General features: G+C 53.4%; 17 protein-coding genes and 1 pseudogene. 5 read left to right on the forward strand and 13 right to left on the reverse strand.

Translation table 11 applies throughout. From position 1 onward, the window contains the following. Positions 1 to 291: 291 nt before the first annotated feature. The 4 genes from ACLM7Z_RS01635 to aph(3')-IIIa all read right to left on the reverse strand — a co-directional run bounded on the left by ACLM7Z_RS01635 (position 292) and on the right by aph(3')-IIIa (position 3,390). Complete coding sequence (locus ACLM7Z_RS01635) at positions 292 to 1,683, reverse strand: BTAD domain-containing putative transcriptional regulator (RefSeq protein ID WP_435645501.1); 1,392 nt, start codon at positions 1,681 to 1,683, stop codon at positions 292 to 294. A gap of 129 nt (positions 1,684 to 1,812) precedes the next feature. Next, the gene (locus tag ACLM7Z_RS01640) at positions 1,813 to 2,088 is read right to left on the reverse strand and encodes a helix-turn-helix domain-containing protein (RefSeq protein ID WP_117445232.1); all 276 of its coding nucleotides are present in this window, start codon (positions 2,086 to 2,088) and stop codon (positions 1,813 to 1,815) included. A 317-nt stretch (positions 2,089 to 2,405) separates the two neighbouring features. After that, entirely contained in the window at positions 2,406 to 2,582 is a 177-nt protein-coding gene (locus tag ACLM7Z_RS01645; protein WP_435645502.1) for a 3'-5' exonuclease, read from the reverse strand. A gap of 13 nt (positions 2,583 to 2,595) precedes the next feature. Continuing rightward, positions 2,596 to 3,390, reverse strand: a complete 795-nt coding sequence (gene aph(3')-IIIa, locus ACLM7Z_RS01650) for an aminoglycoside O-phosphotransferase APH(3')-IIIa (RefSeq protein WP_001096887.1) — start codon at positions 3,388 to 3,390, stop codon at positions 2,596 to 2,598. A gap of 162 nt (positions 3,391 to 3,552) precedes the next feature. On the opposite strand from aph(3')-IIIa, the gene ACLM7Z_RS01655 reads away from it, so the two are divergent. Beyond that, positions 3,553 to 3,987 carry a helix-turn-helix domain-containing protein gene (locus ACLM7Z_RS01655; protein WP_087018087.1) on the forward strand — a complete coding sequence of 145 codons (435 nt, stop codon included), beginning with the start codon at positions 3,553 to 3,555 and terminating at the stop codon, positions 3,985 to 3,987. Continuing rightward, positions 3,890 to 4,480 carry an IS630 family transposase gene (locus ACLM7Z_RS01660; RefSeq protein ID WP_435645463.1) on the forward strand — a complete coding sequence of 197 codons (591 nt, stop codon included), beginning with the start codon at positions 3,890 to 3,892 and terminating at the stop codon, positions 4,478 to 4,480. The genes ACLM7Z_RS01655 and ACLM7Z_RS01660 overlap by 98 nt, the downstream gene beginning before the upstream one ends. Here the strand turns inward: ACLM7Z_RS01660 and ACLM7Z_RS01665 are convergent. Both ACLM7Z_RS01665 and ACLM7Z_RS01670 read right to left on the reverse strand, forming a co-directional pair. After that, positions 4,468 to 4,737: a helix-turn-helix domain-containing protein gene (locus tag ACLM7Z_RS01665; RefSeq protein WP_435645503.1), complete on the reverse strand. Its 270-nt coding sequence runs from the start codon at positions 4,735 to 4,737 to the stop codon at positions 4,468 to 4,470. The two genes, ACLM7Z_RS01660 and ACLM7Z_RS01665, sit on opposite strands and share 13 nt — an antisense overlap. Before the next feature lie 281 nt (positions 4,738 to 5,018). Then, a complete protein-coding gene (locus ACLM7Z_RS01670) occupies positions 5,019 to 6,470 on the reverse strand; it encodes a relaxase/mobilization nuclease domain-containing protein (protein WP_435645504.1) in 1,452 nt (483 codons plus the stop codon). Between the two features lie 578 nt (positions 6,471 to 7,048). Between ACLM7Z_RS01670 and ACLM7Z_RS01675 the strand changes: the two genes are divergently transcribed. Together ACLM7Z_RS01675 and ACLM7Z_RS01680 are read left to right on the forward strand one after the other, a co-directional pair. Continuing rightward, positions 7,049 to 7,882 (forward strand): TrmH family RNA methyltransferase, encoded by an 834-nt coding sequence (locus ACLM7Z_RS01675; protein WP_435645505.1) that lies wholly within the window; start codon positions 7,049 to 7,051, stop codon positions 7,880 to 7,882. Between the two features lie 123 nt (positions 7,883 to 8,005). Continuing rightward, positions 8,006 to 9,486, forward strand: a pseudogene (locus ACLM7Z_RS01680) (IS1182 family transposase). On the opposite strand, the gene ACLM7Z_RS01685 reads toward ACLM7Z_RS01680, so the two are convergent. From ACLM7Z_RS01685 to ACLM7Z_RS01705, 5 genes are all read right to left on the reverse strand, one after another. Beyond that, positions 9,465 to 9,755 (reverse strand): CD1845 family protein, encoded by a 291-nt coding sequence (locus ACLM7Z_RS01685; protein ID WP_117445227.1) that lies wholly within the window; start codon positions 9,753 to 9,755, stop codon positions 9,465 to 9,467. The pseudogene ACLM7Z_RS01680 and the gene ACLM7Z_RS01685 sit on opposite strands and share 22 nt — an antisense overlap. 135 nt (positions 9,756 to 9,890) lie before the next feature. After that, positions 9,891 to 10,226: a plasmid mobilization protein gene (locus ACLM7Z_RS01690; RefSeq protein ID WP_435645506.1), complete on the reverse strand. Its 336-nt coding sequence runs from the start codon at positions 10,224 to 10,226 to the stop codon at positions 9,891 to 9,893. Positions 10,227 to 10,228: 2 nt separating this feature from the next. Then, a complete protein-coding gene (locus tag ACLM7Z_RS01695) occupies positions 10,229 to 10,750 on the reverse strand; it encodes a DUF3849 domain-containing protein (RefSeq protein WP_435645507.1) in 522 nt (173 codons plus the stop codon). A gap of 2 nt (positions 10,751 to 10,752) precedes the next feature. After that, the gene (locus tag ACLM7Z_RS01700) at positions 10,753 to 18,777 is read right to left on the reverse strand and encodes an SNF2-related protein (RefSeq protein WP_435645508.1); all 8,025 of its coding nucleotides are present in this window, start codon (positions 18,775 to 18,777) and stop codon (positions 10,753 to 10,755) included. Further along, on the reverse strand, positions 18,705 to 19,049 hold the full coding sequence (locus tag ACLM7Z_RS01705; protein ID WP_435645754.1) for a TnpV protein: 345 nt from the start codon (positions 19,047 to 19,049) through the stop codon (positions 18,705 to 18,707). Before ACLM7Z_RS01705 ends, ACLM7Z_RS01700 begins: the two co-directional genes overlap by 73 nt. Here ACLM7Z_RS01705 and ACLM7Z_RS01710 point away from each other — a divergent pair. Further along, positions 19,039 to 19,935, forward strand: a complete 897-nt coding sequence (locus ACLM7Z_RS01710) for a hypothetical protein (protein WP_435645509.1) — start codon at positions 19,039 to 19,041, stop codon at positions 19,933 to 19,935. The two genes, ACLM7Z_RS01705 and ACLM7Z_RS01710, sit on opposite strands and share 11 nt — an antisense overlap. A 74-nt stretch (positions 19,936 to 20,009) precedes the next feature. Here ACLM7Z_RS01710 and ACLM7Z_RS01715 read toward each other — a convergent pair whose 3' ends face one another. Together ACLM7Z_RS01715 and ACLM7Z_RS01720 are read right to left on the reverse strand one after the other, a co-directional pair. Then, a complete protein-coding gene (locus tag ACLM7Z_RS01715) occupies positions 20,010 to 20,228 on the reverse strand; it encodes a transposon-transfer assisting family protein (protein ID WP_435645510.1) in 219 nt (72 codons plus the stop codon). Beyond that, entirely contained in the window at positions 20,225 to 22,351 is a 2,127-nt protein-coding gene (locus ACLM7Z_RS01720) for a YodL domain-containing protein (RefSeq protein WP_435645511.1), read from the reverse strand. Before ACLM7Z_RS01720 ends, ACLM7Z_RS01715 begins: the two co-directional genes overlap by 4 nt. Positions 22,352 to 22,353 lie beyond the last annotated feature (2 nt).

Consider the following 22,353-nt stretch of genomic DNA (forward strand, 5'->3'; position numbering starts at 1 on the left):
TCAGAAACCGGAGGAGGAGAACGGCAGCGCGTTCTGCGCGTTTGGGCATAAAAAATAGAGAGGTCTTTGTCTGCTGGAACAAAAGCCTCTCTATGATAAAATTGTGCCGGAGACATAAGAAAACCCCCGTAAGTTGTCGTTTAGCTTTTGCGCTAAAAGGCTAACTTACAGGGGTTCCTCAGCTGTGCAGCTGGAGTGTCACGGCTGTTCGTTCTATTCTATTTTATCTTTGTTTTGTGTGTCCTCTGTGTTTTGGGAAAAATCGGGTGTTTTCTCTGTGCGCCGGATGTGTTACACGCCGAACAGCTCCTCATAACGTATCAGGCTGTTCTTTTTCAGATGCTCCGTCACCACATCGATTTCCTCCTGTGTCATATCGTCTTTGAGGCGGAAGTATTCCTTCTTTGCCATATCGGCACCGGACAGACTGTATGTCGCCATGATGAGCCAGTAACAGATCAGACCGTTGCCGGGGAACAGCTCATGCGCCCTGGCGGCGTACTGCATGACGCCCGCATAGTCTTTCTGCTTTGCCAGCTCGCGCATCAGGGCATCTGCGGCCTTGATGTAGCGAACCTCATACTGACTGACAATATCATTCAGCCACAGCTGGTCTCTGCCGCACATGAAAACCGGGCCTTTGTAAAGCTCTACCGCCTTGCGAAGCTCCTCAATTCTTTCAGCGCTTCCAGAAGCTGCTTCGGCTGCTTTCAGGTGCAGGTCAAACTGTTCGATGTCGGTCGTAATCTTCAGATTCGGATTTCGCCTGTATCCGCTGCCTTCCCGGACGATCAGTCTTGCGGATTGTCCGGTGCGCTTTGCGTACATATTGGAAAACCGGTATATGCTGCCGCGAATCGCATTCGTATTGCCGTCAAAATCTTCTCCGGGGTTCAGATGCTCAAAGATTTCTTTCGGTGAGTGGGCGCGTTCCGGCTTCAGCAACAGATAGGCAACAAGCTGAATGGTTTTTGGTGCATTGATGATCTGCTCGGTCAGCGTACCGCCGGCTGTGCGGATTTCCAGGTCGCGGAAGAAACTGATATAGACATCATAGCTCGGTTCTATCGGGTTCATGGCCTCGATGATCTTCTCACGTTCCATGACATTCTGCTGGGCAAGCGCGCGATGAAGAACATAGGCGAAGATGTACAGCGCTTCCGGCCGCTCCAGATATCTCGACGGATTGCGGATGACAAGAAAGCCGGTCGGTGTCGGAGAAAAAGGGGATGCCAGGATGGCTCTTGCCTCCAGACGCTCATACAGTGCAAATTCAGCCGGATTGGATTCCTTGATTTCAGTCGTATCAGGCAGAACAACAGGCATGGCGCTGTGCATAGCTTCCAGCCAGCGCGGCACGACCTCGGCATCTTCCAGGCCGCTGATCAGTTCGCGTGTTCTGTCGGTTGCACCTCCCGCTCGGAACCAGCAGACCGGTCTCCACAGGCAGGTATCCATATCGATATCCATGACGCCGGCCCAGTCACCGCCATAGAACTCACATACCATTTTCAATGTGACATCAATGATCTCTTTCGGATCGTCGGTCTCATGCAGCGTGCTCTCAAGAACGGTTTCAACGCGATCCTTTTCCACACAGTACAGCAGGTATTCATCGTCATACTGCGCCAGTTTCTCCGGAATCCGGCGCGTCCTGCCGATTTTCTTAAACAAGCCTGCCATGATATCCCTCTCCTTTCTCCGAACAACAGAAGATACATTTCCAAAACGAAAAAACAGCACAGTCCGCCAGTACATGATACTGGCAGTCTGTGCTGCAATGATTCTATATCAGCTATCCCAAGGATGTGGTCAGGTGTTCTGTTTCAAAAGGTTATCGAATTGTGTCGGTGCGCTCAGCAATGTTGCAGGCTCTATTTCCAACGCATCGGCGATGTTATAGAACACCTCAAGCGAAAATGATTTGGCTATACCCGCAGCCTCGATTGAACTGATAAGAGAACGACTGACTGACGCACGTTCTGCCAGCTGCTCCTGGGACAGGCCGCGATACTTTCTGAACGTAGAAATGGTTATGCCCAGCTGAATGAGTCTGTCCCGATTCTTGAGGCTCATTTCCTTGTCCATGTTCACGCACCTGCCTTTCGTCTTATCTTGTATATATATTTTACCGCGAACAGGCGTATTTTTCTGCACCTGTACATGAGCGTATGCTCACAATTAAGAACATACACACTTAAAAGAATACGAATAATCTTTAATTCACGCATTTTTTCACTCTCCAAGTCAATTTGCATACAATATCCATTGTTTCTGCAATGACCGGAGGCGACCGGCAGGAAGCGCGTTTATGTTGCATGAAGTATGCGATAGGAATCAGGCCGCAGGTATGCAGGCAAAAAAAATCACGCAGCTACCATACGGTAACTGCGTGACAATTAACTTTACGGCTTCAAAAAATCTGATTCTTTGCCGTAGCTTGTGATGTAGACACCCTTTTGTGCACGAGTCATCGCTACATAAAGCAGACATTTTTCTGATGTTATTGACTCAGCTTCGGAAACAGTGTCAGTCTTATTGATAGCAGAAGGTAGTGGAATGATTCTATTGTTCATAGACATCTAAATCTAGGTACTAAAACAATTCATCCAGTAAAATATAATATTTTATTTTCTCCCAATCAGGCTTGATCCCCAGTAAGTCAAAAAATAGCTCGACATACTGTTCTTCCCCGATATCCTCCCTGATCGACCGGACGCAGAAGGCAATGTCATACCACTTGTCCGCCCTGCCGCTTCTCCCAAGATCAATAAAGCCACTTACTTTGCCATCTTTCACAAAGATGTTGCTGTCTCCCAGGTCGCCGTGGGAAAAGACAAGTTCCTCTTCGGGCTTTTCCGTCTTTAAAAAATCATACAGCTCGCGCGGATCTTTAAATGGAGTGTCTTCTTCCCAGTTTTCGCAATCCACATCGGCCAGATCGTTATTCAGTAAGTAATCCAATTCGGCTAAGCGGCTGTCTAAGCTATTCGTATAGGGACAATCCGATATGTCGATGGAGTGAAAGAGCCTGATGCACTCCGCATACAGCTCGATAATCTTTTCAGGGCTTTGTTCATCTTCATACTCTTCCGAGCAAAGGACGCCATCGGCCTCACTCATGAGCAGATTGCTCCAGCCATCATGCCGTTCAAAGTGCAGGACCTTTGGAACAGGCAGCTTTCCTTCCAGCCATAGCATCATGTCCTTTTCCCGTTCCACATCATAGGTGGTCCCTTTATACCGGCTGTCCGTCATTTTTAAATATAGGTTTTCATTTTCTCCCACCAGCTTATATACCTTAGCAGGAGACATTCCTTCCGTATCTTTTACGCAGCGGTATTTTTCGATCAGTTTTTTCAATTCCGGTGATATTCTCATTTTAGCCATTTATTATTTCCTTCCTCTTTTCTACAGTATTTAAAGATACCCCAAGAAGCTAATTATAACAAGACGAACTCCAATTCACTGTTCCTTGCATTCTATAGCAATCCAAATAAATAGTGCACTCTCTTGACAAAGGTATTATGATTAAATCAAGAGGTGATTATTATGTTGCACAACGAAGCCAGAAAATTGTTGATTGAAGCATGGAATAGAACGCATAATGCAAAAGAAGTAGCAGAATGTTTTGGTGTAAATACAAGCACAGTCTACCGTTTGGTAAAGCGGATGAGAGAGACCGGTTCTGTTGAAACGAGGACTTCCCTGCGTGGACGCAAACCTTCTCTGAGCCGGAAAGATATTCAGAATATTGACTGTTTGATCCAGCAACAGCCGGATATTACAATTAATGAGATTATTGATACACTCCAACTCCATGTAAGTGATGAAACGGTACGTAAAACAATTTTGAAGCTTGGATATGTCTATAAAAAGAAGTCTCTGCATGCTTCGGAACAGGAGCGTCCCCGATGTACAGCAAAAACGGAAAAATTGGGAGCAGCTTATACCGGAGAACGCCGCAAACAGCCTGGTATTTCTTGATGAAAGCGGAGTCAACACAAATATGACAAGGCATTATGCCCGTGCCCGGAAAGAAAGACGAGCAATTGACAGCACTCCTGTCAATACGCCGGCCAATACTACTATTTTGTCTTCTGTCCGCATTACCGGAGAGACTGCATATACAATCTATCAAGGTGGAACGACAGCAGAACGTTTTGCGGAATATCTGAGCTCTACTCTTCTGCCAACGCTGTCTGAAACAGATATCATTGTAATGGATAATATGCGTTCTCATCATGCAAAGATTGTAAAAGAGCTATTGGATAGGGCCGGCGTCCGGTATCTGTATCTGCCGCCATACAGTCCCGATCTGAATCCAATTGAGAAGATGTGGTCAAAACTCAAGGCCAATCTCAGAAAGCAGAAGATACGTATTGCAGCACAACTTCCTGAGGCAATTAAGCGGGCATTTTCTACTATTCGCCAATCCGATTGCTTTGGTTGGTTTCGTTCATGTGGCTATGTGCAGTAATTCGTTGGATTGCTATAAAACCTTAAATACCAGAAAACAGCTTTTTCAAAGTTGTTTTCAAAGTTGGCGTATAACATGTCATCAAGAGAGCAATCCAGCGTTTTGCAAATCCGCTCCAAAATATCGATAGTAACATTTTCTCCGCGATACATCTTGCTGACAGTATAGTGACTCACTTTCGCCTGTTGCTCCAGTTCCTTCTTTTTCATGTCTTTGTCAATAAGGAGTTTCCATAATTTTTTGTAGCTTACAGCCATAATTTATCCCTCTCTTATTTCCGGCAAGTGGTTAGTAGAATTCACATTTTATTATAGCACGAAAGTATGAACAATTCAATCTCAAGGTGTGTCATAAAACACATCCATCCGAAAGTTTTATTGAACGAACTCTTCTTTGGCAAGCAATGCCTTCCTGATCAGAAAGGCTCAAAACAAAAAGATTCCGCCCGGAGGCGGAACTTTCTATTTCTGCTTGTTGGGGGCAATCCCCAAACCCCAATGATCGAAGATTTCATCTTCGGCGGCGCACCTGACGGCGCTTATTTTTCTTCCTGCTGGTGCTCGCGCTGAGGCGCGCTTCTGACGTTTTCAATGCCGAACAGCCCAGCCAGATTAGCCTGATAAGTCAGCAGCTCCCGGTACTCATCTTTCGCCCGGTAGTATTCCGGGTATGCCGCCTTTTTCATCGCCAGCAGTTCGGCGTACTCCGCCCGGAGCGCTTTCAGGGAAGGAAGCTGCTTCTTGTGGGAACCGGCAGTTTTGCCGGAAGTGTCAGAGGGAAGCAGTTCATCAAATGCCCGCTTGGACGCTTTGCAGAGCTTGATCGCATCCTCATGTTCCTCATAGTACGCTTTGGAATAACCAGACGCCCGATAGCCTGCATAGATATCTTTGGTTTTGAGATAGTTGGTGATGTGCTTCTGGAGGACTGCAATCTCATTCAGCCGCTTTTCGGCAGAAGTGATCTGCGCGGACAACGCATCTCTGCGCTGCTTTGCGGCTTCCACCGATTCGGCAAATGCATCAAAATCATCTGCGCTGGTAAACCCATGCTGCTGATAATACAGAAGTGCCCTGGCCTGTTGTTTGGTAATCTGATTCTGGATAGACAGATCGTAGTAACGGCCCCGCCCCTGATTCTGTTTTGCCTCCAACGAACTGACAAGCTGGGCTTTCTGCTCTGCCAGCGAATTGCGTCGTCTACGCGGATTATGGATACGCCTGCCTGCCAGCACCTCCCGAATGGCATCCTCCCGGTATTCTTCCGGAAGGGAGCGCATACGGATATTGCGCTTCTGGCGCGGATGGCTGAAAGTGATGTTTTTCCCGCGGGTAACAGTGTAGCCGGCCTGCTCCATGAGCGAATAAAAGCCCTCAAGGTCATGCGGTTTATTCGCCAATGCTGCATCCATATCCAGACAGAGACGGTCGCGGTTTGAGAGCTTTTTAATATCACCCTGCCAGCGGTTGTAGCTTATGCCGTGGGGCTTCGGATTTTCAATGACGGATAACCTGTGCTGCACGCAGATCAGGTCGCTCAGCTTCCGGACTGCCATGGTGCTACCCCAGAAGTTCCGGAATTTCCGGGTGCAGTCAAGACTGGTGGAGTTCCAGTAAATATGGTTATGGATGTGCTGCTTATCTGTATGGGTGCAGACAATAAAGGCATGGTTGCCTTTCAAGAATCGCTCGGCAAATTCGTAGCCGATGCGGTTCGCCTCCTCCGGCGTAATCTCGCCGGGGCGAAAGGACTGGCGCACCTGATAGGCGATCACATCGCTGTCCTGCCTGCGGCCGGTCAGCTGAAAATACTCGCGTTTGGAAAGCGCAAATTCTGCATCTGCGGTCTCCGGGTCGCAGGCATAGGCGCTGATCAGTTGGCCCTCCTGGGTCTTATCCGGATTTTTGCCGTAATCCAATCTGTAGGACAGGCATTGCCGGATGGTTTTTCCCTTGTTCTGATGCATGGGGATAATGCGTGTTGTTGCCATATCGGTTCACCGCCTTTTTCAAAAAAGAAAGGCTCCTGCCGGCAAAAGCAGAAGCCCTCATCAATGTAATTCACTTTGCGCCAACCTGGCGCAAAGTTCAGACTGTCAAAAAACCCCTGGAGAGCTCGAGAGGGCCGCAGCCCTCTCGAATTTCAATCGTACCCGGCGGCGTGTACGCCGGGGGCGGGGTGATTTTTGAGTCGGGAAATCCCATTTCCCAGAGCAAAAATCACTTCATTGCAGTTTTCGCGCCCGGAAATCCGAAGGATTTCAGCGAAAACTGGAGAGGGTGGCAGTGGCGGGGGAGCTTGCTTCCCCGTCCACCAGCTTGTCAAAATACTATTTTGACAAGCTCTGCTCCTGGCATCGCGCCAGGAGCTTTTTTTCGTGGGGGAGATTCCCGGAACCGGTTGCCGCGCCCCGACGCATGGCGGGGGAAGCCCGGCGTCGAAAAACAGCTTCGCCGGATGTGCCGTCTGAATTCCCGGAACCGACGCGCAGATCGCTTGTATTTGGGCGCGCAGTATGATATAATTTTCTCAAAGACCAGTTGATTCACAGAAAGAGAGGGATTCCCCATGCCGGAGATCCGACCGCTGCGGGCGAGAAACGACGTATTCCAACTCTATGAGACGCTGAGCCGCAATCGCGAAAAGCGCACGCGCACCAAACTGTTCTTTCTGGAGGGCGTGCATCCGGTGGAGCAGGCCATCGCCGCCGGAGAGCGCTTCCAGTCCATCGGCTACGACAGCGGAAAGCGGCTGTCGGGCTGGGCGCAGGACATGATCCACCGGGCCGCGCCGGACGTGCTGAACCCGATGCCGGGCGACATGATGGCGGAGCTTTCCGACCGCGAAAACCCCTGCGAGCTGGTGTGCATCCTGCGCCAGCGCACCGACGGAGAGGCGCGGGTGCGTCGCGCCGTCAATCACGCTCCAAACCCGCTGCTGGTGCTCTGCGACCGCCCCGCGTCGCCGGGCAATCTGGGGACGGTGGTGCGCTCCGCCGACGCATTCGGCGCCTGCGGCGTTCTGACCACCGGCCACAGCGCCGATTTCTACGACCCTCAGTGCATCCGCGCCAGCATCGGCACCACTTTTCACGTGCCGTTTGCCGGCTTCGGCTCCGCGGAGGATGCGGTGCGCTTCATCCGCGCGCTGCCGGTGCCGATGCAGATCGTGGGCACCAGCGCCCACGGCACGGCGGCGCTGCACGAGGCCGACCTTTCCAAACCCACGGTGCTGATCGTGGGCAACGAGACCTTCGGCATGAGCAAGGCCTGGAAGGAGGCCTGCGACCTGCTGCTGCGCATACCGATCTACGGCGCGGCCAGCTCGCTGAACGTGGGATCCGCCGCCAGCATCTGCCTGTATGAAATCGCCCGCCAGCGGGATTTCGACGGGCACCGGTGAGGATGTCCACGCGGCTGGAGGAGGGGTTCTCAAACAAAAAAGATCTGCTTTCGCAGATCTCAGCCTGTCAAAAAAGGTCGCACAAAGCGGCCTTTTTTGATATAATGGGAATAGGTGATGAGGATGCTGAAGAGAGAAACTGAACAGCGGCAGGCAATCGAGATGCTGTGTGTGGACATGTTGGTACCCAAAGAGCATCTGCTGCGGAAGATCGACGCAGCGGTGGATTTCACACGCATCTACGATCTGGTAGAAGATTTGTACTGCGAGGACAATGGACGGCCGAGCTGTGACCCGGTAGTACTATTCAAGCTGGTATTGATTCAGCATCTGTTCGGTATCCGGTCTCTGCGACAGACTCTGAGAGACGCGGAAGTAAATGTAGCATACCGTTGGTTTCTGGGATATACCATGTCGCAGCGTCTGCCGCACTTTGCGACGATCAGCTACGCCTTCCGGAATCGCTTCACGGCGGAAGTAATCGAAGGCGTGTTCCGGTGGATACTGGAGGAGGTCTCCCGTGCAGGATACCTGTCACCGGAGGTCGTGTTTGTAGATGGAACACACATTAAAGCAAACGCGAACTTGAAGAAGCATGTGAAAAAATCGATACCTATAGCAGCGAAGCATTATCAGGAGCAATTGGACGAGGAGATCGCAGCGGATCGTTCCGCGCACGGAAAGAAACCGCTGAAGAAGGATGACGACGATGACACACCTTCGGCATCTCCGAAGCAGAAAACGGTGATCGAATCCACAACCGACCCGGAAAGCGGCGTCTTTCACAAGGGCGAGCACAAGAAGTGCTTTGCATACGAGGCGCATACCGTCTGTGACAAGCGCGGCTACGTACTGGAAACGGAGGTCACTCCAGGAAATGTCCACGACAGCGTTGCGTTTGATACGGTATTCCAGAGACTGACTGAGCACTATCCGGAGGTACAGGTGGTCACAGCTGATGCAGGATACAAAACGCCTTGGATCTGCAAGCAAATCTTCGATAGTGGAAGAATCGCGTCGCTGCCCTATAAGCGTCCGATGACCAAGAAAGGCAACCTGCCATGGTATGATTATGTTTTCGATGAGTTCTACGATTGCATTCTCTGTCCGCAGAACAAGGTGCTGAGTTACGCGACCACCAACCGTGAGGGCTACCGGGAATACAAGAGCAAGAGCTACGTTTGCAAAAACTGCCCTGTCCGTGAGCGCTGCACGCAAAGCCGACAGTGCACCAAAATCGTTGAGCGCCACATCTGGCATGAGTACATAGAACGGGCGGAGGATGTCCGACATTCGCCGATCGGCAAAGCTACTTACGCCCTGCGTTCGCAGACTATTGAGCGCGTCTTTGCGGACGCAAAAGAGAAACACGCCATGCGTTATACACCCTATCGAGGGCTGACCGCGGTATCCACCTGGGTCAAGCTCAAGTTTGCTGCGTTGAATCTCAAGAAACTCGCCATCCACAAGTGGATGCTTTTTCGACTTTTCCCTCCCTTTTCCTGCTTGAAGCCCTATTGCAACGAGGCAATAGGGCTTCTTTGACAGGCTGCACTTTGCGCCAACCTGGCGCAAAGTTCTGTTATCCGTACACGCTGTCCTGAATCCAGTAGCGGAATTTCTGCACCTGTCCCAGGAGCATGATGGAGAACATCGGCAGTCCGAACGGGGTAAAGAGAAACGCCGCAATCAGTCCGCAGATGCCCTGGGCAGTCTTTCCGTCAAAAAGGATGCAGAGTGCGCCCAGACCCACGGCAATGGCGATGAAATTCATAACGACAGCGGATATCTGAACCAGCTTCGATGCCAGCCAGACGAAAACGGACAGAACGGCAATCATCGGTGCGCAGAGAATTTTCAGCAGTATTTTCATGGTCAGAGCCTCCTTTTCTTCTTTTCTGATTCTATTGTAATTCTGAAATTCAAAGCGCTCAAGGATACGGAGCCGGATAACAAAAAATGCGGGCAGCAAAGCGCACGGCTCTGCTGCCCATGGGGTGTATTGTCCTTATTTCAAGGCGGACAGTTTGGTGAGAATATCATTCAGACGGGTAGCGGTTTCTTTCTGAAACCCCAGTATCTCCTCCAGATCTGTATCATAGATGCGCCCGGTATCGTGCAGATGTCTGGCAATCTGATTGATATTGGCATTTGCGCGCCTGAGCAGATGCAGCATCTCCTGGATCTCCGGCATATCCAGCTTAATGACCATGCCGTCAATGGCCATCTTCCGCAGGAAGGCGCTGAGATTCGTGCTGCCCGACAGCGCCATGTTCTTTTGAATCAGATCATACTCCTCCTGCGTTGCCCAGAAGTGCATACTGATGTCCCTGGTGTCTGCCATCATCAGAGCTCCTGCGCTTTATCCCTGCCGGGTTTCGGCGCGGCGTCCGGCAGGGGCTTCTGAAGCTTTTCCAGAACAGACGGTTTTTTCGCTCTGGGGGCTTTCTCCAGTTCCTTTCGGAAATGGGTAATGAACAGATCCGTCAGACCGGTATGCGGCCTGTCCACCACAAAATAGCAGTTGCGGTCTCCGCCCCATGAATCGGGATTCGGCACGACCGGCACGGTCTGCGCCCACTCCCGGTTGGCGCGGCTGATGCGTCCGTCCCAATCCTTATACTGCACGGTATTGGCCAGCACATACTGGATTCGCTCCATACTGAATTCCGCGCTGACCGCATCAAAAACTGCCTGAGAATTCAAGCGGTTGTTGCCGTAATTCTCAGAAATAGCTTCCTCAATCGCCTCCTTGCAGGCGATGTTGGCCTGATAGGATTCTCTGTACAGCGGCAGCTCATCATGCTCGCGCGCATAGGCTGCGTCATGCCGGTATAACGGCGTATCCGTTGCAATTTTCTTTTCCATGTTCAGCGAACCTCCTTCTCGGTTTCATTCTGTTTGGGATGACTGTCCCGCTGCGGCAGCGGGGCGTGGAGTTTGGCCAGCACAGACGGCCTTTCGGATTTTGCACTGACAGCAGAGCGCACCTCCGGCTCGCTGTCCGCAACCTCCACCATTGCCTCTATCGGCGTCCTGTCATCGATATTCAGCTCAATGTTCAACTGTGCTAGACGGGCGGATTTTTCTTTCAGCTCCTGCTCCTGCGGAAATGGCTTGCCCAGCTCCGCTTTGGCGGTATCCATCTGCGCATAAAGGGAATCCAGCTTTTCCTGCACACGGGCAAGGCGCGTTTCCATGCCGGCGAGGGCATTGTCGATGCGGATGAGATTGCCCCTTGGGTCTTTGCCCAGCTCCACACGGTGGGACATTTTCCCCTTGAGGGTCAGCACATACTGCTTGCCGAAATCCTCCAGCGTCAGAGACATCTGAAAGCCCCGGTAACTGCCGATGGGCACCGGCTCCAAGCCCTTGACCTCCTTCATGGCATCAACCAGCGCCGCACCGGCGTTTTCCTTATCGGTCAGCACATCGCCCCGCACCGTCATACCGGCAAAGCCGTCCTGCGGATGGGGGTGTTCCGCCAGCGTCTGCATATCTGCCTGAAACCCTGCGATGAATCCCTTGTTCTGTTCGATCTGTTCCGGGAAGTGGCGGAGAATGTTGTCCTCCAGCCGGTACTGCTGGCTCTGATGATTGGCTTTCATCAGCTTCAGCCGTGCCACATCCACATCCAGATCCATCTTCTCCTTGATGCGCTCATCACCGGCACAGAGCGCCTTGATCTCCGCGTAGGACAGCGCGGTTTCATCAATGTCCTCACAGCTTCTTACGGGGCTTTTACTGGTCATAATCTGCGAAATAAACTTCTGCTTGTTCTCCAGCGTCTGCCAGAGATAGGCGTCAAAGGTGGCCTCCGTCACATAGCGGAAGATGTGGACTTGCTTGTTCCTGTTGCCCTGACGGATGATTCGGCCGGAGCGCTGTTCCAGATCGCCCGGCCGCCACGGCGCATCCAGGTCATGAAGCGCCACAAGCCGGTCCTGCACGTTCATACCGGCTCCCATTTTGAAGGTGCTGCCCATCAGCACACGCACCTGACCGGAGCGGACTTTGGCGAACAGCTCTTTCTTCCGTGCCTCGGTATTGGCCTCATGGATGAAAGCGATCTGCTCCCTGGGAATACCTCTTGCCACCAGTTTCTCCCGGATGTCATCATAGACGGTGAACTCCGGTTCCGGTGTGATATCAATCTGGGATTCCACTGCGTGAAGCTCCGGACTGTCCAGATTGCCGCCAACTGCCTTGGCTGCTTTCGCCGCAGGAGCACCGGTTTTGGGTGTGCTCAAGTCGCAAAACACCAACTGGGTCAGCTTGTCCGCCTGACCCTCGTCCCAGATGCGGTAGATGTTATCCACGCACATGTTGACCTTGCTGGACGGGTCATCCGGCAGATCGGGATTGATGATGCGCTGGTCAAGTCCCAGCTTTCTGCCGTCTGTGGTAATGCGGAGCATATTGTCCACGCTGGCATCCACTGCACCTGCATGGACTTTGGCAGCGCGTTCGGACAGTTCCTGCACCATCGCCTGCTGAATCTCTGTCGGCTGTGCCACAACATTGTGATAGACAGCCTCCGGCACAGGAAGGTGAAGCTGGTCGGATGTCTTGATGTCGGCCACTTCTTTGAACAGAGTCATCAGCTCCGGCAGATTGAAGAACTTGGCAAAGCGTGTTCTGGCGCGATAGCCTGTGCCCTCCGGTGCAAGTTCAATGGCAGTCGTGGTCTCACCAAAGGTGGAAGCCCAGCAGTCAAAATGCGCCAGCCCCTTCTTCTGGAGCGTGTCATGCTGGAGATAGCGCATCATGGTGTAAAGCTCAGTCATGGAGTTGCTGACGGGTGTGCCCGTTGCGAACACCACGCCCTTGCCGCCGGTCAGCTCATCGATGTAGCGGCATTTCAGCAGCATATCCGAGGATTTCTGTGCATCCGTTGTCGAGAGTCCGGCCACATTGCGCATTTTCGTATAGAGGAAAAGGTTCTTGAAGGCGTGTGCCTCGTCCACATAGAGCCGGTCAACGCCCAGCTCCTCGAAGGTAACGACATCATCCTTTCTCCCGGATTCCAGCAGTTTTTTCAGCTTGGTCTCCAGTCCTTTCTTCGTGCGCTCCATGGATTTGATGGTAAAGCGCTCCGCACGGCTGTTCTTCAGTTCTTCAATGCCCTCAGTGACTTCCTCGATCTGTTCCCGCAGCAGCCGCTCCTGCCGTTCCATGGAAACAGGAATCCGCTCAAACTGACTGTGCCCAATAATAATGGCGTCATAATCGCCGGTAGCGATGCGGGCGCAGAACTTTTTGCGGTTTTTCGGCTCAAAATCCTTTTTCGTTGCCGCCAGAATGTTGGCAGACGGGTACAGCCTCAGAAACTCCGAAGCCCACTGTTCGGTCAGATGATTCGGAACCACAAACATCGGTTTGTGGCAAAGCCCCAAACGCTTGCTCTCCATGGCAGCGGCGACCATCTCGAAGGTCTTGCCTGCGCCCACCTCGTGTGCCAGCAGCGTATTCCCACCATAGAGAATGTGTGCGACCGCGTTCAGCTGATGCTCCCGCAGATGAATCTCCGGGTTCATGCCGCTGAAAGTGATATGAGAGCCGTCGTATTCGCGCGGCCGGTTGGAATTGAACAGCTCGTTGTAGCGTGTCACAAGTTCCTGACGTCTGTCCGGATCTCTCCATATCCACTCGGAAAAGGCGTCCTTGATTGCCTGCTGTTTCTGCTGGGCAAGGGTTGTTTCTTTGGAATTGAGAACCCGGCGCTCCTTGCCGTCCGGATCGGTGACGGTGTCATAGATGCGCACATCCCGCAGGTTCAGCGTATCCTCCAGAATCCGATAGGCGTTGGCGCGCTCCGTGCCGTAGGTCATATAGGCGTTTACGTCGTTGTAGGACGGCTGGGATTTTCCGCTGATGCTCCACTCCGCAGTAAACGGAGAGAAATGCACCTGAATACTCCGGCGCAGATAATACGGCGGCTCAAAGGTTTCCTCCATGAACTGCTGGATGTATTTCTGGTCAATCCAGGTTGCGCCCAGGCGCACCTCGATTTCAGAAGCGTCCAGATCCTTCGGCTGGGAAGAACGGAGCGCCTCCACATTGGGCAGATAGGCCGGATCGGCAGACGCTGCCTGTTCCGCCTCCCGCAGTTTCTGGCGCACATTGCCGGAGAGATACTCATCGGCAGTCTGCCACTCGCTTTTCACCGGGTCCCGGAAGATAACGCCCTGCAGGCCGTCAATCAGCGCAGACTCGTCCATACCTGTCAGCTGTGTCATATACGGCAGATCGACGCAGGCTTTTTCTGAAATGGACAGCGCCAGCGCTTCGGACGGCGTATCCACGGAGGTTACGACCTCATGGGGCTTGATGGTGCGCTTGGTGAAGATATCCGCTTTGCGCTTCAGCTGTTTTTCCTCGTCCAGCTCCTCCAGCGTACACAGCAGGTAGTAGGAGCTGTCGTCCTGAAATGCCAGCGCATTGGCGCGGCTGTTGATGAGGCCGTATTTCGCGGTAAAGCTGTCGTAGAGCGTATTCAGCTCTGCCTGGGCCTGACGGATTGCGCTGTCCGGAGTCATGGCGTCCATCTGAAGATCAATCAGGTGGTGCAGACAGTCGCGCAGTCCCACCAGCCCCTTGACGCGCTCCGAAGCGGTCGCGTTCAGCGCCGGCCGGCTCATTAGGCTGTTCTGCCGGTAGTAAACTTCTCCATCCACAACGGTATAGCTGTAGTTTTTGACATTCGGGTCTGCGGGGATGCTGTCGGAAAGTGCCTCGTCATCGCCGAGCTCCGGCAGCTCTGCTGCCTGATAGGTGCCGCGGATGTACTTCACCGCATCGTGAAGCTGGTCGGCAAGTTCCAGCCCTTCAATGGGCTCTACGGTGAAATCCTGCCTGCCGTACTGCGTGCTTTCTGAGGACTGCCGCCCCAGAATCATCTCCGGATGCTCCACAAAGTAGCTGTTGATGGCAAAGCCGTCCTCATTCCGTCCCAGATGCACCCAGTCCGGTTCAATCTCGATGGGGCAGCCGCGCTTCTGCAGGAAGATGATATCGGAGACAACATCCGTGCCTGCATTGGCTTTGAAGGCGTTATTGGGAAGACGGATTGCGCCCAGCAGCTCTGCCCGCTGTGCGATGTATCTGCGGACTTCCGGGGACTGCTTGTCCATGGTGTAGCGGCTGGTGACGAAGGCAATCACACCGCCGGGGCGCACCTGATCGAGTGTCTTGGCAAAGAAATAATCATGAATCGAAAAACCGAGCCTGTTGTATGCCCGGTCATTGACCTGATACTGTCCGAACGGCACGTTGCCGATGGCGACGTCATAGAAATCCCGTCTGTCGGTGGTTTCAAATCCCGCCACGGTAATGTCCGCTTTGGGGTAAAGCTGTTTTGCAATCCGCCCGGTGATGCTGTCCAGCTCCACGCCGTAGAGCCTGCTGTTCTGCATGGATTCGGGCAGACAGCCGAAGAAGTTCCCGACGCCCATGCTGGGCTCCAGAATATTGCCCGATTCAAATCCCATGTTTTCCAGCGCCTCATACATGGCGTGAATGACGGTAGGACTGGTGTAGTGGGCGTTCAGCGTGGAGGCTCTTGCCGCCTCGTATTCCTCTGGGGTGAGCAGCTCCTTCAGTTCCGCATATTCCGCACGCCAGTTTTCCTTCTCCGGGTCAAAGGCATCCGCCAGACCGCCCCAGCCCACATACCGGGAGAGCACTTCCTGCTGATCGGGGCTGGCCTGAAGCCCTTCGTCCTCCAGCTGTTTCAGCAGCCGGATGGCGCTGATGTTTGCCTGATACTTGGCCTTGGCACCGCCTGCACCCAGGTCAGAATCAGTGATGCGGAAGTTCTGGGCGTTCCGATGGGTCTGCGCTTTGTATTCCTCATACATAGCCTGTTCTGCCGCACCGGTGTTAGGAAATGTCTGCCACTCGCCGCCGATCTGTACGGAAACCGGATTTGCATTGATAGCATCATCTGTGCTGACCCCCGGTTCAGGCGGCGTATGCTCCGGCTCTGTGCGCAGCCGTTCTGTAACAATGTCATAGGGAAGGCCGGTCTGTTCGCCGGGGTAAACCTTATCCGTTTCCGTTGAATACACGACCTCATCCGCGTTGTCCGGCAGCGCATCCAGCATATCCTGCACTTCCCGGTAATGCTGGGAGGAAAAGCTGATGGTTCGTCTGTTGTAGCCGGCATTGGCAACCAGGTAGTCAATCCCCGCCGCGTCCAGCTGCGGGCGCATCAGGGCAAGCTCCGCCTCGGTCAGTTCCGCTTCCAGATTCACCTGGGGCACCGTCGTCTTTTCCGGGAAGAGAATCCCGCGCACGGTATCAACCGGTTCATTGCGGAAGATGGGAAAACCGGTTCCGTTCTGGAATGTGATGTCCCGCAGAGAGGCGCGGCCATCCCTGACATCATCCACCGCAAAGCGTCTGCCGTCCAGCGTCAGCTCTGCGCCGATCAGGTCGTTATCGTCCTGAAAATGGGGTTCAGACTCCATTTCCGAAGTGTTATTCGTATCAGCCGATACATCGGCAGCAGGAGCAGATTCCTGTTCTGTTTCCTGGCTCTGCGCCTCGTATTTGGAGCGCTCCACATACTCCCATTCAGCAGCTTCCCGCTGGGCAATTTTCTCTTTCAGTTCGATCAGATAATTCTCTGCCACCCACTCGGAATCGAAGTCGGCGGTCACGCCGTCCTCATCCACATAGAGGCCGTCATGCAGATCGTCCCAGATGCCGTAGCCCTCATCCGTTTCAATGACGGTGAAGCGTTCATAGGGCGCGACCTCGCTTTGCGCGGCAATCTGTTCCGCCTGTGCCAGCATCCGGTCGGCCTCGGTAAAGAAACGCCCGTCATTCACCAGAATCCCCAGCTGACGCTGTACTTTCGCCCACGGCAGTTCCAGTGTTCCATGGTCGGTGACAACAGAAAAGGTATCCGCACCCCCGAACTCATCTTTCAGCCATGCGGCAGCTCCGCGCTCCCGCCCATGTGCCAGCATATAGTCGTTGACGCGGGACTTGCTTTCAAAGCTGCCGTTCCATTGGATGATGGCATCGCTGATTTCATCGGCGGTGACAGGCTTCGGCGCAGCAGCCGGTTCAGCCTCCAATACGGGTTCTTTTCCCGCAGGAGACACAGAAAAAACAGATGCGTCCTGCGTTGCCGAGATGGTCATCTCGGAGGAGTCCGCAAACCGCTGAATCTGTTCTTTTATCGCATCCGGCAGACTGTCATCGTAGAATTTCACCGTCCTGTCCGGGTCAATATGGGCGATGGTCTTGTAATCGCCGTTTTCTGTCTCTTTCCGGTTCCAGACCGTCACACCGTTCCCCATAGCGCCGTACCCGATGTCGTAGCGGGACAGGTCAATCTCCTGTGCAAACGCCCGCAGGGTATAAACGCTCCGCTCATTGCTGCCCTCCGGGACAGCCGATACGGTCACATCAAACTGTGCCCGAAGCTGCTCCACATACCTATCGAGGGCATGGGACGGTACGCCGCACATATCCACATGCCCAACACCGGGGATGTTCCGGGTGGTCAGACGAATATCCAGCAGCTCGGCGGCCTGCCTTGCATCCTCGCCGTACAGTTCAAAGAAGTCACCCACCTGGAACAGCACCATATCGTCAGGATGATCGTGCTTAACATCGTTATAGGTGTTGTAGATGGAATTGCGCCGCAGATTCTGTTGATACAGTTCCTGTTCCTCCGGGGACAGATACCGGTCTTTCCGGATCAGGGAATCCACACGCTCGGCGGCCTTCGTCCAGTTCAGCTCCACAGGGGCACATCCGCCTTTGGTCAGCCGGATGCCCTTGGCGCTGTGATCCTCAGAGGAATGGTCAGCCCTGGACAGCGCATGAGAGCGCCCGCCGATACCGTACTCCTGTTTCAGAAAATCCGCTTTTTCCTTCATGGTGTGGTCTGCGGTAAAATAGGCGTAGATTCTGCCCTTGCCGCCCTCCACCGAGCTGCCGCCGGCAAGCGCTTCACTGATTTCATCCTCGGTAATAAAGCTCTGCGGCTCTGCTAATTCGGCAGGCCCGTCCGGATATTCCCGGCGCTCGGCGGAGATGTCTCTGACTCCCTGCCACAGTTCATCCATCCGGTGATAATGAAAGCGAAGAAGTTCTCTGTTTTCCGCGTAGTCATTCAGGAATGCCAGAAATTCGCCGCGAAGCGTATCGGCAAAAGCGCTGTCCGTCATCTTCTCGGCAAGCGCTGCGGTGGCGTCCGGATAACCGGCAGGAAGATCGTCCATGGAGGAGAAGTAGCCTACCTGGTTTGCTTCTTCACTCAGGTCATGCTTCAGATAGAGCAGACTCTGCGCCAGCTCGGAACGGACACGCCCGCCGGCCTCGGCAAGCTCCACATTGGAAGCAAAGCTGCCTTCGTCTAACAGCTGGCCGATTCTTTCCGCAGCAGTTTCCCATGTGATGACCTGAGAATCCACGGCATATCTGGCCTCACGGCCTTTGTGCAGATGAATACCGTCACCGTCATACCACGCGGCATAATCGCCGTGTTCGCCCCGGATGCCGTAGCCGCCATGGAATTCCCTTTGCAGCAGCGCCGCGATTTCTTTAATCGGTTTCTGCTTCTGGAACGCATCCGCAATATGCTCTCTGGCATGGCTCGTGTTGCTGCCGAAACGGAGCATATCGTCGATTTCCGACTGAGCAAAAGAAAAAGCGGACAGCACTTCGGTTGTGCGATCCGCTTCATCAATCTGGGATATCTGCTCCTGTTCCGAGAGGAAAAGGTTCAGGGAAAGCTGTTCAAACTCTGTCCCGGCAGGATATCCGTTATTCAGTTCTTCCGGAGAATCCGGTTCCTCAGCTGTTAATTGTACACCAGCTCGTTCAGAATGATCTCCTCGGCCTGCGCCTTCAGCGTATTCATCATGCCCGCCCATTTCATCGGGTCTCTGCGCTTCAGTTCCTCCGTCACGCCGGCCTGCTTCGCCATCTGCGGCATCAGCTCGTCCAGTCTCCGGTGCGCCGTCCCGTCGATCTCCCGAAGGTGCGGATACAGCTGCTCCGACAGCACCAGACGGTTCCAGAGAATCAGGCGATGCTCCTTCAGATACTGTTTCCGCATCTGCCCGTACTTCCCGATGGGTGTCTCCTCCTGTTCGCTCAGTCTGATGTCCGGGATCAGATAATCCCCGTTCTGCGTGTACGTCATTTCCATATTCTGCGCTCCTTTCCGTCAGTTTCTGACGTTCATAGTTTCGGATGGTCGCCCCGATTTCCCGCAGCACCTGCTGATTGATGCCGCTGACCGCCGTTCCCAGCGCGCCCGCCGTTTCCGGGGTGTTGAAATCGAAAACGCTCATAAAGTCTTCGTGTTCAAAGTAGTTTTCCGGCTCCAGACCGCAGCGCAGCATCAGAGAATAGCTGATACTGACCTCGGCGGCATTCCGGAAGGCCACTCCTACGTTGAATTCATCATACTCTTCCAGAAAAGAATCCTCAAGGATGCCGAGGATATCCCTGCGGTTGTCCTCCCAGTATTCCCGCGCCAGCTGAGAAGCCACTGTCTCCAGCTGATCGGCAAAGTTTTCGCCTGCCGGAACGCCATAGTTTTTCTCCAGCATGGAAGACACGGCAGGAATATGCTCCTCACGCAGTTCCCACAGGTTCAGGCTTCTGGAATTGGGCCGGGTACCGGTGTCCGAAACATCAAACACATAGCGCAGTCGCTCGCGGTCGCCGCTGGTATCGATAAGCGCGATGCCCTTGGAACCGCGCCGCACATACCGGCGCATCGTATTGTTCCAGACGTCGAACTCCGCACAGGCGGTGGCGTCCGGGCGCTGGGCATGGATCATGACCTGCTCGTGATACGGGTATTTGTACAGCCTCGACGCGGTGGCGAGGAAGGACTGCCAGCGCTCCAGGCTTCCAGTCAGCTGCCGCTGCGCTTCTTCCGACATTCTTCGGTACTCCTGCAATTTGCTTGCCATAGATCACGTCTCCTTTCAAAAGAAAAGAGCGCCCGTATCACACGAACGCTTTCTTCCTACACATATTTTGCTTTAGAACCATCCTGTTTCAGATTTTTGCAGTAAACCGCAAAAATCCGAAATAGAAACAAAGCCGTATTCCGAAATTGGGTGCGTCTGCACCTTTTTTCGGAATAGAATCAGATATCGAAATCAGGGTAGAGCTCCAGCTGCCCGAACTCCTCATCGGTCATTGTTCCCAGTTTTCTAAGAGTTGATTCGGTCAGCGACAACAGCTGGACCTCATCGCGTTCCAGGTGCTTCTTCATTTCCGTGAGTTTCTGCATCAGACCGGCACGGCTGCTGCCGGCGCTGTAGATACACATCAGATTCATCTCGTCATTAGTGAAATTCGTCATATCATATCCCTTTCTGCGCTTTTTGTCTGCGCGCTCTTTTCGCTTCTGGGCGGCGCGGGTGCATGGAGCATGGCAAGAACGGAAGGCTTTTTGCCCGGTTCAGGAGCTTGCATATCTTCCTGAACGACCTGTCTGGCCGCTTCAAACAGCGCCGATAAATCGGGAGCCTTGGGCTTGACATCCGGCTGTTCCTTTGAACCGTTGTTGATGATGCCGTCGATCATCCCATAATCATCTTCCACGGATATTTCTGCATTTTTCAGGTAATTGTCCGGCAGGAACGCCGGAAGCTGAACAAAGCCCACGCTGTCCACATAATGAGAGCTTACCGCACCATGCTGCCTCAGCACAACAATGTCACTGACGGACAGGCTGTGCCCGGTAAAATCCTGCGGGTGGGCGGTGTTGAATTTCATGTACAGATCATCCAGGCGGGCTTCTGTACTGCCGTCAGACGGAAGCGAGCCGGAATAGACCGCCTCGTAATGGTCAAATGCGGGCTCAAGCCCATGTTCCCGGAGATAATGAGAATTCATAAAGCGAAGCTCTGCCAGTTCCGGATCTCTGCGGAGCTGATAAATGCAGTAGCTGTCTGCCGGATTCTGCTGGAATGCTTTCTGCCATCTGTTTTCCGTGATAACAGGAAACTGCTCTTTTACAGCCTCCCAGTCTGCGCGGTCAATGCCGAAGATGCCGTCATGATTCAAAATCTCCGTTTTTTCAAAAGCCATTGCCTCGGTATTGTCCCCATAGAGAAGATATACCGGCACATCGCGTTCAAACATTTCCATAGCGCGCTCCTTTGTCAGCGGGAGCATCGCATCATCCGTATAGCCGTATGCGTTTCTCGCCTCCACGGAAATTGCCGGATCAGGCGGAATGCCCGTCTCCGGCTCCGGGTTCTCCTGAACGGGCGGCTCAATGGCAATCGCTGCATCCTGCGCAGCCTGCAATTCATCCAGTATTCCGATATCCGCAACCTGAAGCGGGGCGTTCTGCCCGATTCCATGGGAGTTGCAGATTTCCAGTGCCGCCTCGGCAAGTGTGCTGATCTCCATATCCAGCTGACCGCCGTCGATTTCCTTCATGGATGCCTTATCGTAAATCGTGTAATCCACACCGGTGTCCGTGCGCTGAACGTGAAGATACCGCTCATCCACGGCATAAAGGCGCTCCATCGCCATGGCAGGTTCAGTAGCAATCAGCTCTTCCTCGCGCTCTTTCAGGATTTCCGCATAGTGCCGGTCGATATCGTTGATAAGGCCGTCGGCGGTCTTGCTGATTACCTCCAGACTTTCCCGCAGCTCCGGCAGGGTTTTATCCTTTGACCAGGACGCGATATAGCCGAAACTGTTATCACCGGTGGCGATGCCGTAATAGGCGCACACCGCATAGGAGATACTTTCTGCCTGCACTTCTTCGGTACTGCGGGAGAGTTCCGGTGTTTTCTCCTCAGTATCTTTGGTTCTATTGTGAAGCAGTGCGTGCGCCATCTCATGTATGACCGCAGATACCGTCTGCACTTCGCTCATGCCTTTGCGGATGGCGATATCCTGATGCTCCAGGTCAAAGTAACCATCCATACCGCCACCCATCACTTCAATGGAGATGGGAACCGGAGAAGAGCGCCGCAGCGCCTCCATGAACACATCGTAATTCGCCACATTGCCCGACAGTTCATGGGCCAGCTGGGGCAAAGGCTTGCCCTCGGTCTGTGAAACATCGAACACCGTCACCGGCTTGTACATGGGAATCTGGATGGTCTTTTCCTCCGTGATGATTTTCCCGTCCGCGTCCAGCATGGGAAGCTGCGTATCCGGGTCGAGCTTTTCCTGCTCGATTTTCTTTTTGAAGGGAGTCGGGGCGATGATTTTAATGCCGTGTTCTCCTTTGATGACATTTCTGCCGAACTGATTCTTCCATTTGTTGAAGCCCGCTACCAGCGTCGCATCCGGCTTCTGCATATGAATCAGCACCTGATTGTTTACGCTGTAATGGTGAAACCGGCTCATGGTCTGAAGGTACTGCGCATAGCTCTCCGACTGGAACAGCTCCTTGATGCCGTCCTCAATACTTGCCGTGATATCCTTCAGCCTGTCCCTGCTGCTCTGTTTTTCTGCCATAT

Source organism: Butyricicoccus porcorum, assembly GCF_051246315.1.
Classification (GTDB): Bacteria; Bacillota; Clostridia; order Oscillospirales; family Butyricicoccaceae; genus Butyricicoccus_A; species Butyricicoccus_A porcorum.

Excerpts from the sequence above, each read along its gene's own strand:
- ACLM7Z_RS01635 (WP_435645501.1), bottom strand. The coding sequence starts at position 1,683 with ATGGCAGGCTTGTTTAAGAAAATCGGCAGGACGCGCCGGATTCCGGAG.
- ACLM7Z_RS01640 (WP_117445232.1), bottom strand. The coding sequence starts at position 2,088 with ATGGACAAGGAAATGAGCCTCAAGAATCGGGACAGACTCATTCAGCTG.
- ACLM7Z_RS01645 (WP_435645502.1), bottom strand. The coding sequence starts at position 2,582 with ATGTCTATGAACAATAGAATCATTCCACTACCTTCTGCTATCAATAAG.
- ACLM7Z_RS01655 (WP_087018087.1), top strand. The coding sequence starts at position 3,553 with ATGTTGCACAACGAAGCCAGAAAATTGTTGATTGAAGCATGGAATAGA.
- ACLM7Z_RS01660 (WP_435645463.1), top strand. The coding sequence starts at position 3,890 with ATGCTTCGGAACAGGAGCGTCCCCGATGTACAGCAAAAACGGAAAAAT.
- ACLM7Z_RS01665 (WP_435645503.1), bottom strand. The coding sequence starts at position 4,737 with ATGGCTGTAAGCTACAAAAAATTATGGAAACTCCTTATTGACAAAGAC.
- ACLM7Z_RS01670 (WP_435645504.1), bottom strand. The coding sequence starts at position 6,470 with ATGGCAACAACACGCATTATCCCCATGCATCAGAACAAGGGAAAAACC.
- ACLM7Z_RS01675 (WP_435645505.1), top strand. The coding sequence starts at position 7,049 with ATGCCGGAGATCCGACCGCTGCGGGCGAGAAACGACGTATTCCAACTC.
- ACLM7Z_RS01685 (WP_117445227.1), bottom strand. The coding sequence starts at position 9,755 with ATGAAAATACTGCTGAAAATTCTCTGCGCACCGATGATTGCCGTTCTG.
- ACLM7Z_RS01690 (WP_435645506.1), bottom strand. The coding sequence starts at position 10,226 with ATGGCAGACACCAGGGACATCAGTATGCACTTCTGGGCAACGCAGGAG.
- ACLM7Z_RS01695 (WP_435645507.1), bottom strand. The coding sequence starts at position 10,750 with ATGGAAAAGAAAATTGCAACGGATACGCCGTTATACCGGCATGACGCA.
- ACLM7Z_RS01700 (WP_435645508.1), bottom strand. The coding sequence starts at position 18,777 with ATGGGCGGGCATGATGAATACGCTGAAGGCGCAGGCCGAGGAGATCAT.
- ACLM7Z_RS01705 (WP_435645754.1), bottom strand. The coding sequence starts at position 19,049 with ATGACGTACACGCAGAACGGGGATTATCTGATCCCGGACATCAGACTG.
- ACLM7Z_RS01715 (WP_435645510.1), bottom strand. The coding sequence starts at position 20,228 with ATGACGAATTTCACTAATGACGAGATGAATCTGATGTGTATCTACAGC.
- ACLM7Z_RS01720 (WP_435645511.1), bottom strand. The coding sequence starts at position 22,351 with ATGGCAGAAAAACAGAGCAGCAGGGACAGGCTGAAGGATATCACGGCA.